This is a genomic window from Shewanella colwelliana, assembly GCF_001735525.1.
Classification (GTDB): domain Bacteria; phylum Pseudomonadota; class Gammaproteobacteria; order Enterobacterales; family Shewanellaceae; genus Shewanella; species Shewanella colwelliana.
Map to the genome: position 1 here is coordinate 2381 of NZ_MCBT01000048.1, position 12078 is coordinate 14458.

Here is a 12078-nt window from a genome sequence, read left to right on the forward strand (position 1 = left end):
CCATGTGCGTGTTATACCCATTAGTATCATACCAACTCCCGACCTCGTCCAAGACGCTGCATTTATGCGTCTCGGGTGTTGGTACAACCATGTGTCTCTTTCGGGGATAATAAAGGGTAACTCATTTCGAGGTGCTTAATTTCTCGTCAGAGAGTCAAGAAAGCCCGCTGTGAATGCAACGGACTTTTTCGTTTACAGGCTCACCTGATTTGAACCAGGCAATTTATGGCACTTCCTACATCCTTGTTGTTCGCGCGAACAACTACTCATATGGAAGTCCTTCGCGGCTAACTCAGCAAGAGCTCCTTAGTTCGTCGACAAGGTCTCCTCTCGCTACGAGGTTGCTAAATGGTTCGTATTCAAGACACTCATTCTCCCCCATGCGAGAGGCTTTCTGAGGATTTGTTTGTAGCTAACTATTTCAGGCTAACCCCTTGATTTGAAATGGATAAGTCATTTTGCGCTGCCTTGATGTCTACTGCTGATGTCGTCTTGTTACTGAGCTTGGCCAGAAACAGCAGTTATGAGTTTCTGGCATTCGGACACCTTGTGCCTGGCGCCGCCAGGCTTAGTGACACTGTGGTTTTGTTTAATGTTTATGTCTACTGGTTAATTCTCTCTTTAAATGCTTTTCTTGTCGCCTCGTCTGCTTGGCTGTACCAGAAATCTAGCATTTGGCCGATATTAATTTGATCCGGTTGAGGGGGCTCTGCTGATAGCTGTTTTTCAGTCTTTTCTATATGTGCTTGCTGGTTGTCGAATGGCATGATTTTGGGCTGTTGTTTTAACGGAGGGAGAAGTGCGATAGCTGCAATGCCATAGTTGGTATTGTAAGTCTCTAATTCTCCAGTATAGTCTCGTCCAATCTGTAAGCCCTCTTTAACGAGAATATCAATTTTGTAGTCAACGAGGTCACCACTGGCATTTTTTATGGTGAGCCAAGGTTGTTTATTGAATTTGTCGGCGTCTCTTTGTGAGTTTATTGGCGGCATTTCGATTTGATAACGACTGTCTTTGCCCTCAAAGGTCAGAATGGTGGCTTGAGAGGTGAATCGTACCTGCTGGCCTTGGGATCTGTAGTTAGCGTTATATTTAAACAATAACTGCACAGTACCATTTTCTATCGATAACTCACGTTCATCGGTAGCTTTACCATTAATGGCTAAACTTTCAGTGCTGTTGGGGAGGATAAGCTCGATTTTTGCTAACGCAGGATTGACAAAAAGGACTGTGGTAAGCGCGAGCAATTTTATTAGGTTCATAACATTACCGTTATAGGATCTAGATTAAATTTATTATAGAGTTTTATAACATTCTCGTTGAGGTTTGAACAATGCTCGATAGGGTTAGGTGGTGTTTTTCCGCTAGCTGGGCGCTTTGTAACAGTAATCATTGATTTTTGGAGATATAATTTCATTAATATCTATTGTGGAGAATAGTGTGCTAACAAAAATACTCGTCACTCTATTAGTGATTGCGGGAGCACTTTTTTATATTCGTAAGCCATCGGCTACTCGTGAAAAAGAAACGGCAGCGCAACTGGGTCAACGTATGATTATGCGTTATGTGCTTTTTGGGTTGGTGTCTGTCTCATTGCTTGCAAGTGCCGGTTATTGGTATTGGTCTTGGCAAGATGGCGCTAAGATTGTTGAGGTTACAATTGTCTCCCCAATCGCAGAAAGTAGCGCTGTCTATCAGGTTTATAAACGGGACATTAAAGCAGATGAAATCACTACGGTAGATGGAATTAATATTCGCTTATCCAACCAAGAGCGCGTAATAATTGCCTCGGTGCCAATAAGGTAGTGTATTTATTTGGGGCTGTTGCGAACTTGCTATTGGATTATTGACGCTTAGCCCACAGATGTATAAAAAAGGTCATCATTGCTTATTGCTAAATGATTAATTGATATTTGTAAGGAGTTTCTGTTTTTCAACTGATTGTTATAGGTTAGAATTAGCCGTTTTTTGCCCTGCGCTTTGATGTGTTGTCGTTTCATCTCAGTGTTTTTTCAGGAGGTCTTATGATCACTGCTTATGTCTACCAAGATAGTAAGTTGTCTATTGTCGAGTTGGGAATTCAAGATACCGTGCCTATGGGGACGTTATGGCTTGACCTTTTTAAACCTGAAGATGATGAACGAGAGTGGTTGAGGGGGTACTCTTCAGAAGAGTTACCTGAAGAGGAAGATATCAATGAGATTGAGGCTTCTGCACGTTTTTATCAAAATAGGGATGGTTTACATATTAACTCGTTGTTTCCGCAACGTGTTGGACAAGACGTCAAGGGCGTAAACATCTCTTTTAATTTAAGGCAGCAGTTTCTAGTGACCTTAAGAGAGGATGACGTTGGGCTAATTCGTTTGCTAAGAAACTATCTGCGTTTAGGTCGGATTCAAGTATCGACACCTCAAGCACTGTTTTTGGAACTGTTTAATCTTAAAGTGGATTACCTATCTGATTTAATTGAGGATGTGTACTCAGTTCTTGATAATGTTGGTGAACAGGTCTTTGACAATGATGAGCTTGATGATGTGTTTAAGCTGATCACGTTACAGGAAGATTCCAACGGTAAAATCCGATTAAGTTTGCTCGATACCCAACGTTCGCTGCGTTATATGCAACGATACTACCGAGGTAAACTAACTGATGACGATCTGAAAGATCTTCGAGAGATGTTGTCAGATATCGAGTCTTTGATGCCTCATAGTCAGTTTATTTTCGATAAGTTGAACTTCTTGCTTGATGCAGCGATGGGCTTCAGTGGGCTGCAGCAAAATAAGATCATTAAGATATTTTCGGTCGCCGCAGTAATATTCTTACCCCCAACGGTGATAGCGAGTGCCTATGGGATGAACTTTACGAATATGCCTGAGCTGGAGTGGCAGTGGGGTTATCCCATGGCGATATTGATGATGATTGGTAGCGCCGCATCAACCTATCTGTTTTTCAAACGCAAAGGCTGGCTATAGCGTTTTGTCGGGGATTTATCAATTGTTCAGTGAAAGGCTTAGCATACTGCTAAGCCTTTTGGTTTCCACCAAAGAAGTAACTGACTCGTTCTCGCGGGCTGAGGTATTTAAAGATTTTCTCTGGTAAGGCTGCAGGTGAAATGCAGCGAACAATCGTCAGACCTTCAGTTTCTAAATCAACAATCGGCGCTTGCTCTTTTGGCACCAACGCATCGTAAACTAAGATCCGTGGTAATAAGATTTTATCTAAATTGACGGCCATCACCATGGCAAATTGGCCACTAGAAAGCTCGACGACACTGCCCGGTGGGTAGATGCCAAGCATTTTTATTAGCTTGCCTATTGCCTCATTATTGAGCTTGTCTTTAAAGTTCTTATACAGGTAACCCAACGCTGCATAGGGAGTTCGAGCTTTTTCGGCTCCTTCGGGGTGGCAGAGCTTATCGTAGAGATTTACCGCTGCAACCAGTTGTGCTGGAACACTTATGGCGTCGCCTTTTAGCCCTTTGGGATAACCGCTGCCATCAAGGTATTCATGGTGGTCTCTGACGATGGAGATTGCATCTGTTGGAAAGTTATCGGCTAGTTTCAGTAGATCTACGCCCATTGTAGGGTGCTGCTTAATAAAATTTGCTTCAGGCGGGGTTAAGGGCGTTTTTTTTCGCATTAGCTGCGTAGGGATTTTAAGCTTTCCAGTATCGTGGAATAGCGCTCCAAGACCCACGGCTTCAATACCGTCGCGCTCCCATCCAAGTTCTTTGGCCACTAACATAGACAATACCGCTACGTTTAGTGAGTGGTAATAGATCCCTTCGCTGTCTTTAGCATCCCCCATTAAATGCAGCACCAAATTTTCAGAATTAAGCAGTTGGTCGGTAATGTTATGGATCAGCTCTTTCGCATCGTTTATCGCATTGAGTGGTCGATTACGCAGTTTAGTGATTAGGCTGCGCATCATAGCGATGGAGCGGTCGAACTGCTGTTCAGTTTTCTGAAGATCGCGACGTAATTTTTTAAGATGTTCGATACGTTCGAGCTTGTCTTTATTCATCTCGACAGTTAATGCGGTTAAGTCTGCACCTTTTTGGGTTGGCGTTTCGCTCACTGCGTCTTTGGCTAATGGTGGGGTACTGCTTTTTTCCAGATCAACAAATACAAACTCGATACCTAAGTTTTTAATGAGTTCAATTTGTGCCTCTTGTTTGATGCGAAAAGAGTTAAATAGAAAGGGGTGATCTTTCCATGAAACGGGCAATCTAACAAAGTTACCGATTTGGAGTTGTGTGACCCGAATCTTACAGCTTTTGCTCATGTGAACTTATGTTTACCTATATGTGACGACTATTTTATATGAACTCGGCGGCTTTACAATTACTTAAGCTGTGTGTCAGCATAGATGCATTAAAAAATAGTCAAATTAGAGAGCTATGTATGGATTTTATCGAAGTTTACCCTAATGCTATACCTGATGAATTGTGTGACCGTTTAATCGCAATGTTTAATTCTCATCAAGGTGTTATTGACGGGCAAACAGGCCATGGCGTTGATCGAGAAAAGAAGATCAGCCGTGACATTACGATGGATAATTTTCCGGAGCTTGCGCCGCTTAAAAACGAGCTTCTTAATTATACGCTAAAACAGAGCGCGCGTTATTTTGAGAAATATTCTATGGGTGTGATGGGAGCTGTGGCGGTCACCCTTGCCGATGACGAGGGTCAACCTAAAACACTAACGCCTGATAACTTTGATTCTTTAGGGCGACATCGTGTAGCGCCATTGGTGCAGTATCTTTATCGTAGTGGTTCGATCAATATTCAACAATATGAACAAGGTAAGGGCGGTTATCCTCATTGGCATTCAGAGCAGTTTCCACAACTTGGGCATAATGAAGCTTTGCATCGCGTAGTCTTGTATATGTATTACCTCAATGATGTCGAAGAGGGCGGAGAGACGGAATTTTTTTACCAGCAGCGCAAAGTGAAGCCCCAAAAAGGCACCATGGTAATAGCGCCTGCTGGATTTACGCACAGTCATCGGGGAAACACCCCCATTAGTGGTGATAAATATATCGCCACGTCATGGGTGATGTTTAATCGAGCTGAAAAGCTTTATGCTCCGGTAGGTTGACCTTATATTGGGATGCGGATAATGAATTTAGCGCCTTCAAGCTCGGAGGTTTCTATCAATAATTGTCCGCCATAACTGATAACAATCTCGTTGCAGACGGCCAGGCCGATACCTTGTCCTGCTTTTTGTGTGTCGGCTCGAACGCCCCGCTCTATAATCCGCTGACGAATATTTTGTGCAACGCCAGGGCCATCATCCTCCACAATCAGGACAAATTCACTGTTGTCGTTATAGTAGGCGCTAACGGCGACTTGGCTGATACACATTTTGAAAGCATTTTCCATTAAGTTACCGCATAACTCCATTAGATCGCCTTGATCGCCAGGGAAAACATGGGCAGTTGGGATGTCTGCGGAAAAGTTTACCTGTTTATCTCGATAAACTTTAAACAGCATCTGTGACAACTGTTCAATTAGCGGTGCTACAGGAGTTTGCTCTTGTTTAAGTCCTTTTCTACCTAACATGGCTCGCTTAAGTTGATATTTTACCAACTGGTCCATTTGGCTCACTTGATCCATGATTTTCTCGCTGGCACTATGCTTGGTTAAACTCGCGTCATCTGTGATGGCGTGCACGGCCGCTAGACGAGTTTTTAGGCTATGGGCTAGGTCATTCATTGCGTTTTGATATCGCTCTTGCTGCGCACCTGACTGAACTAATAGTTGGTTAAGGGCTTGAGTTACACCTTCTAGTTCTACCGGATAATCTTCAGAAAGTGATTTAGCCTTGCCACTGCTTACTTGTTCTAGTTCATTGCGCATACGCACTAAGGGACGCATTCCCCAATAGGCGGCACTGACAAGCAGTACAAAGGCCAACGCGAGAACTCCAGAGAGTCGCCAGTAGGTTCTGCGGCTGAACTTATTCAGCTCTTGTTCCAGCTTATCGGCATCTTTCATGACGAGTAAGTTGTATTTGTTGTGAGCAATTTCGACGGCTAAAAGGTAGACGAAATAGTTTTTACTATCGGCCAGAGTGAGGTGGTAGGGCGGTGTATCATGTCTAATGTCATTAAAACGTTCACAGGTATCAAACAGACCTCTTTCGACTGCCATTGATGATGTCCACACTTGAGAGAAGGTCTCATTGCAACTGGCAATAATATATCGCTCTGGGGTGTTATTTTCATCCAACCACTCACTGGTATCGGGAATTAGATTGTGTTCTTTTAGTTCTGCTGCGACGCTAGGGATTTCGGCAATGAGCTTAGCGGTTTCCTCGTTGTAGCTATTCTGTGCATATAGCACGTTGACTAGCCAAGCTAATCCAATACCCACTAAGGCGATAATGGATAGCGAGGTGATAAACATCCGCATGAGCAGACGTTTTTTGGGTTTAAAATTTAGCTGCATGGCAAATTGAACTTGTAACCTTGACCGCGAATGGTGGCGATTGAATTATCTAATCCCCCTTTAGAGAGTTTTTTACGCAGTCTGCTGACCATGACTTCAATGGTGTTTGGGTCACCCTCTTTATCACCGTATATCACATCAAGCAGCCTTTGTTTGGCGACGACTTCGTGACAGTGGCGCATCAGGTACTCTAAAATTAGATACTCGAAAGCAGTGACTTCCATGGGTTCACTGTTCAAAGAAACTTGTTTGGCGGCAAGATCGATCTCTAGTGGCCCACTTGTTATCTGTGGTTTAACAAAGCCAGCGCTGCGCCTAACTAATGCATCAAGACGTGCAACTAACTCCTCTTTTTGAAACGGCTTTACCAAATAGTCATCGGCTCCGGCGTTTAAGCCTTCGACCTTATCTTGCCAATTTACGCGTGCAGTAAGAATGAGAATGGGGGCTTTAAGCTCGGCTTTTCTGAGGTTTTGGATCAGTGTCATACCATCTTGATCTGGCAGACCTAAGTCGACAATGGCAACGTCGATGGGATAGTTAGTGGCTTGATAAAATCCCTCTTTTGCGGTCAGAGCAACTTGGACTTGATTGCCCAATTCCGACAATTGAACTTGTAGGTGATGTGACAGAATGGGATCGTCTTCTACAACTAAAATTCTCATTACAGTTTGCCTTCTAAATGATTTTACTCAGTTTAACCAGTTATAGTATCTGTGCCAACTAAGTGATGCTGCGATAAAGAACTTAGTTTATATCAAGTTAGCTTAATGAGTGCTGACTTATGTTTAAGCCTATTGAATCCCTTCATTATCAACTTGGTTTTCTTAGCCGTTTCGCCTATGAATTTAGTGCACTAAAGGTTAAAATCGCGTTAATTTTAAATATCGGATTTACAAAATGTTATTTAGCCGTATTAGCTTGTTGCTGTTGTCTTTTATACTTGTGCCGACAGTCTGTGCACAAACCTTTACTTTTACTGCCATTCCCGATGAGAATGAAAGCCAATTGCAGACACGGTTTAATAAGGTTGCGCGCTACTTAGAGCAGGAGTTGGGCGTTGACGTTAAGTATGTCCCGGTTAAGTCCTATGCTGCAGCAGTCACAGCATTTCGTAATAATCAAGTGCAGCTGGCTTGGTTTGGCGGTTTATCAGGCGTGCAAGCAAGACGATTGGTGCCAGGCTCTGATGCCATTGCTCAAGGTTATGAAGACCAATTTTTCAAAAGCTTTTTTATCGCCCACCATTCGGTGGAATTGGTGGCGTCGAGTAATTTCCCTAACCTAAATGGCTACACTTTTACCTTCGGCTCTAAAGGCTCAACCTCTGGGCGTTTGATGCCGCAGTTTTTTATTGAACGCAACATGGGAAAACAAGCAAAAGAGATATTCTCTCGTATTGGTTTTTCGGGCGATCATAGCCGCACAATTGCTCAAGTCGAAGCTGGCGCTTATCAAATTGGGGCTGTGAATTATAAGGTGTGGGAAAGTGCCGTTGAAAAAGGGTTAGTTGATACCAGCAAAGTAAGGGTTATCTGGGAAACGCCAGCTTATCCGGACTATCAGTGGACAGTTCGTCATGGTGTTGAACAGACATTTGGCTCAGGATTTGAAGCTAAGTTGAAAGCCGCCTTATTGAATATGAAAGACCCAGAATTACTCGCCAGCTTTCCTCGTCTCTCTTTTGTTGAGGCGGAAAACCAAGATTATGAACCGATTGAATCGGTGGCCATTGCTATTGGCTTACTCGATTAATCGTGCTGAGATTAGAAGCTTTAACACTCAGTTACGGCGATAGGAAGGTCATTAAAGACCTTTCATTGAGCATTGAGCAAGGTGAAAAAGTTGCGATTGTCGGCGCGTCGGGTGTAGGTAAGTCTACGCTACTAGCCCATATCTATACTCAGCTTAACTCTCAGGCTGCTTATTGTGCACAATCTCAAGGATTAGTTGATGCGTTAAGCGTCTTCCATAACGTCTATATGGGTGCGCTTGCCCGTCACCACTTTGGCTACAATCTGCTAAACCTCATTAGGCCACAAACCCATCGCATCAATGAGGTGAGTGAACTTTGCAGCGCATTGCTGCTCGATGTCGCCCTGAATAAAACAGTTAGCGAACTCTCTGGCGGACAGCGGCAGCGGGTTGCGCTTGCGCGGGCATTGTATCAACAACAATCAACTTTTATTGGTGACGAGTCATTTTCATCACTTGATCCTGTGATGGCGCAGCAGTTGATTGCTCAAGTGCTTAGCCGACATCCAACAGTGATTATGGTGCTACATGATTGCCAAATGGCATTGAACTATTTCGACCGTATTGTCGGGTTGCAAGATGGCGAAATTGCACTGGATGCCCCATCACAAATACTTCAGCCTGAACATTTAATCGCATTTTTTGACCGTAAGGTTGGCTCAGTTTCCGATAATGGGGGATAAAGTGCGTTTCTTTGGGCCCTGGCAGCGATTGACTGCACAACTGTGGCTATTGGCGTTAGTCGCCCTGCTGTTTGCCGATATTGAAGTCATCAGTGTCGATCCGTGGGCGGAACTAAGCCGATTGGCACTAGGGGTTATTTCTCCAGACTTCTTCGCCACTGAATTTTTACTTTCAGCCCTCTGGCAAACCGTTAACTTTGCCTTATTGGGTGTGGCTTTTGGCATCGTGCTCGGTGGCCCATTAGCCTTGGTTTATCAACATCCGTTTGTCGCCGCTAGTTGTGCTATGGTTCGAGGAGTTCATGAACTCTTTTGGGCCTTGTTGTTTCTACAAATTTTTGGCTTATCACCGTTAACTGGAATATTAGCGATTGGATTACCCTACGGCGCAACCTTTGCAAGGGTGTTTCATGATATTTTGGCTCAATCTCCGTCCACGACTGAACGGGGGCTGCCCTTTAATACCGACCCCCTCAGCCGTTACGTTTATGGCCGACTGGGTCACGTTTACCCGTTAATGCTGGCTTACATTCGGTATCGATTTGAGTGCGCACTCCGCAGCAGCGCCGTACTTGGCTTTATCGGTATGCCAACCTTGGGCTTTTATCTCGAGACAGCATTTCGCCAAGGGCAGTATAGTGAAGGTGCTGCGCTATTGATGTTGTTCATATTACTCATCGGCACGATTAGCTTATGGGCTAAAAAAGACCTGATTCCAGTGTATCTATTGGCGGCGCTATGGACTATTCCTGATATTGGCATTATAGATGGCGGCTTACTGTGGCGGTTTGTCTCCTATGATCTGCTGCCGCCAGGTATACAAGGGGTTATTTATACTCAAATGGAACTTAGTGATGGGCTGAATCAATTTTATCAATGGTTGGCTTCTATCACTATTAATCAAGCGTTACCCGGGGTGTTCGCCACTGTGATATTAGCGTTGTCGGCACTAGGTTTGAGTCATCTTGTCGCGCTAATTGCCCATCTTGTAGCGAGTCAGCATAGTGGTAGTAAATATCGCGCTGTCGCCGGGCAATTGGGATTACTCGTATTGCGTTCAATTCCCGAATATATTTTAGCTTTTGTATTGATGTTATTGATTGGGCCATCGATGTTGCCGGCCATCATTGCATTGGCCTTGCACAATGGTGCATTGATCGCATTTTTGTTGGTTAAACAAGAGCAGGGGATCACTCCGAGTGCAACCTATAAAAAACGGGCTGATTTTTTTGCCTATGAAATTTTAACTCGGGTATACCCTAATTTGATGGGATTACTGTTTTATCGCTTTGAGGTGATGCTAAGGGAAACGGCAATATTTGGCATTCTAGGTGTAGCAACTATTGGATTTTATATCGACAGTGCCTTTGCTGAAATTCGCTACAGCAATGCCCTTTACCTATTAGCGGTAACGGCTTTGCTTAATGTGGTTATTGATTTTTCGGCGAGAAAATTAGTGGCTCGTCAAGTCGGGGATAGTATCGCCCATGGGCGCTCGTGTATTACTTAAATTGTCATCATAAAACCAGGCCTAACCACCTAGTTTAATTTGAGTCATTAGTTTTGCTGTGCACGGCGCTTTTGTATGCCATGGCAACATATCGATGCGCCGATGGTGAACATTGTCACGGCTGACATGATGAGGCTCAGTTTAAGCCAAGGCGCATCCATGGCAATACGTATCTGCACATAATCATATCCGCTGAGTCCCCAAACAAATACTGCACTAGAAAGCAGAACCATTTGAAGAAAGTGTGCGACAAATCTATGTCTAAAGATGAGCAAAATGGGGGCAACAACAAAGAGTGCACATAGGAGGGTTTGTCCATACCTTAAAAAGTGCGCCCCGAGCAAAGCAAAGGCCAAGAAAATAGTGAGAATGCGCCACCACATAGGGTATCTCCAAATAGATTATTGATCTGGAGAGTACACTTTGCTTAAGGCGCATTCTATCGGCGTGTTCACACTTTTTGTGACTACATCATCAAAGCGTAATATTTCTTCTGCTTATTTTGACGATGGTTTACTTAGTAATGTTTCAATACGAAGCTTATCATCATCACTTAACTCTGCTGATTTAATGAGTTCGATGATCTGTTCTGTACTGTAGGTGTTCGAGTCTTGGTTGACAACGATAAAGTGGTTGCCGCGAGCGTCATTAACGTCGACGTCAATATCCAGACCAAGCGCCCCCATCTCAAGTTCAACAATTTCATTGGCTAATGCAGTGATATCGTCAGTGATGAGAGTGATGTTTTCATCAAAATTATTACCATGGGTCTCGAAGTGGATTTCGATTTCGGCAGCCTTAGCTTCCATATCATGTGCGACTTTTGCCAATAGCATCTCTTTACTGTGCAATCTAGCTAGCTTTTCCTGCGTCTCTTTGCTGTGTGTGTTTTCGAGAATTTCGGCGGCTTTCATCTGTATTTCTGTGCTTTTAGCCGCTAGATCAGCACTTTTAGCTTTCATCTCCTTGGCGACAACGGCTAGCTGAATCTCTTTATGCTGCATCTGCTCACGCAGTTTAGTGAGCTTTCCTTGCATTTCGGGACTGAATGCATTTTTACTCAGGATCCTTACATCACCATGATTTAGGTCGAGTCGACTAAGCAGTTTGGCTAACCTTTGCTGCTGTGCGGCTGGCAATTGACTCAAATGTTGATTGATGACTTCTGGATCGTTGAGTTCGTCAGGGGTAAACGTAAATTCCTGTTGTTCACCGTCTATCATCACTGTTACTTGGGTGAGCTCATTTTCATCGCGACTGACTTTAGTGACACCTTGGGGTTCATTGAGCTCAATTTGGTGCACCATAATTGGTGCAGCCAATAGTGAATATGAGAGCAGTCCGGTACAGATTAGTGTCGACATAGGCAAAATTTTCATAGCGCTTCCTTTGTTTTCTCATTTCTCCATTTAACTGCGGATCAGTCAAGCGGATGGAATGTGGATGTATATGGATAGAGCGAGAATTGTGCCAATTATTTAAAAAACTGTTTTTATTAATCTTTTTAGTTTTTATTGGGATTACTTCTATTCGCATTTAACCGCAAATGAGGAGTGAATTCCCCATTTAAGGAAATCTATAAAAACTGTGCTAACGTAAGTGGTTGAATCAATGGAATTACAACTTGGTACTAATCTTGTAGTGATATTTCACAGTGACTCGCGGGTTTGATACTCGAG

12 protein-coding genes are annotated in these 12078 nt (G+C 43.6%); 6 read left to right on the forward strand and 6 right to left on the reverse strand.

Annotation, left to right across the window (positions count from 1 at the left end):
- Positions 1–602: 602 nt before the first annotated feature.
- Complete coding sequence (locus BEL05_RS17755) at positions 603–1262, reverse strand: YccT family protein (RefSeq protein WP_069671989.1); 660 nt, start codon at positions 1260–1262, stop codon at positions 603–605.
- A 178-nt stretch (positions 1263–1440) separates the two neighbouring features.
- On the opposite strand from BEL05_RS17755, the gene BEL05_RS17760 reads away from it, so the two are divergent.
- Positions 1441–1806 (forward strand): hypothetical protein, encoded by a 366-nt coding sequence (locus tag BEL05_RS17760; protein ID WP_028762248.1) that lies wholly within the window; start codon positions 1441–1443, stop codon positions 1804–1806.
- 218 nt (positions 1807–2024) lie between these two features.
- Positions 2025–2972, forward strand: a complete 948-nt coding sequence (corA, locus tag BEL05_RS17765; RefSeq protein WP_028762247.1) for a magnesium/cobalt transporter CorA — start codon at positions 2025–2027, stop codon at positions 2970–2972.
- 49 nt (positions 2973–3021) lie between these two features.
- On the opposite strand, the gene BEL05_RS17770 is transcribed toward corA, so the two are convergent.
- Positions 3022–4284 (reverse strand): cyclic di-GMP phosphodiesterase, encoded by a 1263-nt coding sequence (locus BEL05_RS17770; protein ID WP_028762246.1) that lies wholly within the window; start codon positions 4282–4284, stop codon positions 3022–3024.
- Positions 4285–4403: 119 nt separating this feature from the next.
- Here BEL05_RS17770 and BEL05_RS17775 point away from each other — a divergent pair, with 119 nt between their 5' ends.
- Positions 4404–5099, forward strand: a complete 696-nt coding sequence (locus BEL05_RS17775) for a 2OG-Fe(II) oxygenase (protein WP_028762245.1) — start codon at positions 4404–4406, stop codon at positions 5097–5099.
- A 2-nt stretch (positions 5100–5101) separates the two neighbouring features.
- Here the strand turns inward: BEL05_RS17775 and BEL05_RS17780 are convergent, their stop codons facing one another.
- A complete protein-coding gene (locus BEL05_RS17780) occupies positions 5102–6451 on the reverse strand; it encodes an ATP-binding protein (protein ID WP_028762244.1) in 1350 nt (449 codons plus the stop codon).
- Positions 6442–7116 (reverse strand): response regulator, encoded by a 675-nt coding sequence (locus tag BEL05_RS17785; RefSeq protein ID WP_028762243.1) that lies wholly within the window; start codon positions 7114–7116, stop codon positions 6442–6444. Before BEL05_RS17785 ends, BEL05_RS17780 begins: the two co-directional genes overlap by 10 nt.
- 235 nt (positions 7117–7351) lie before the next feature.
- Here BEL05_RS17785 and BEL05_RS17790 point away from each other — a divergent pair, with 235 nt between their 5' ends.
- The 3 genes from BEL05_RS17790 (at position 7352) to BEL05_RS17800 (ending at position 10399) form a co-directional block, all read left to right on the forward strand.
- Complete coding sequence (locus BEL05_RS17790; protein ID WP_069671990.1) at positions 7352–8206, forward strand: putative selenate ABC transporter substrate-binding protein; 855 nt, start codon at positions 7352–7354, stop codon at positions 8204–8206.
- A gap of 65 nt (positions 8207–8271) precedes the next feature.
- The gene (locus BEL05_RS17795) at positions 8272–8889 is read left to right on the forward strand and encodes an ATP-binding cassette domain-containing protein (protein WP_245687025.1); all 618 of its coding nucleotides are present in this window, start codon (positions 8272–8274) and stop codon (positions 8887–8889) included.
- A 1-nt stretch (position 8890) separates the two neighbouring features.
- On the forward strand, positions 8891–10399 hold the full coding sequence (locus tag BEL05_RS17800) for a PhnE/PtxC family ABC transporter permease (protein ID WP_342671962.1): 1509 nt from the start codon (positions 8891–8893) through the stop codon (positions 10397–10399).
- Between the two features lie 47 nt (positions 10400–10446).
- On the opposite strand, the gene BEL05_RS17805 is transcribed toward BEL05_RS17800, so the two are convergent.
- On the reverse strand, positions 10447–10782 hold the full coding sequence (locus tag BEL05_RS17805) for a hypothetical protein (protein ID WP_069671992.1): 336 nt from the start codon (positions 10780–10782) through the stop codon (positions 10447–10449).
- Between the two features lie 114 nt (positions 10783–10896).
- The gene (locus BEL05_RS17810; RefSeq protein WP_069671993.1) at positions 10897–11778 is read right to left on the reverse strand and encodes a hypothetical protein; all 882 of its coding nucleotides are present in this window, start codon (positions 11776–11778) and stop codon (positions 10897–10899) included.
- Between the last annotated feature and the right edge of the window lie 300 nt (positions 11779–12078).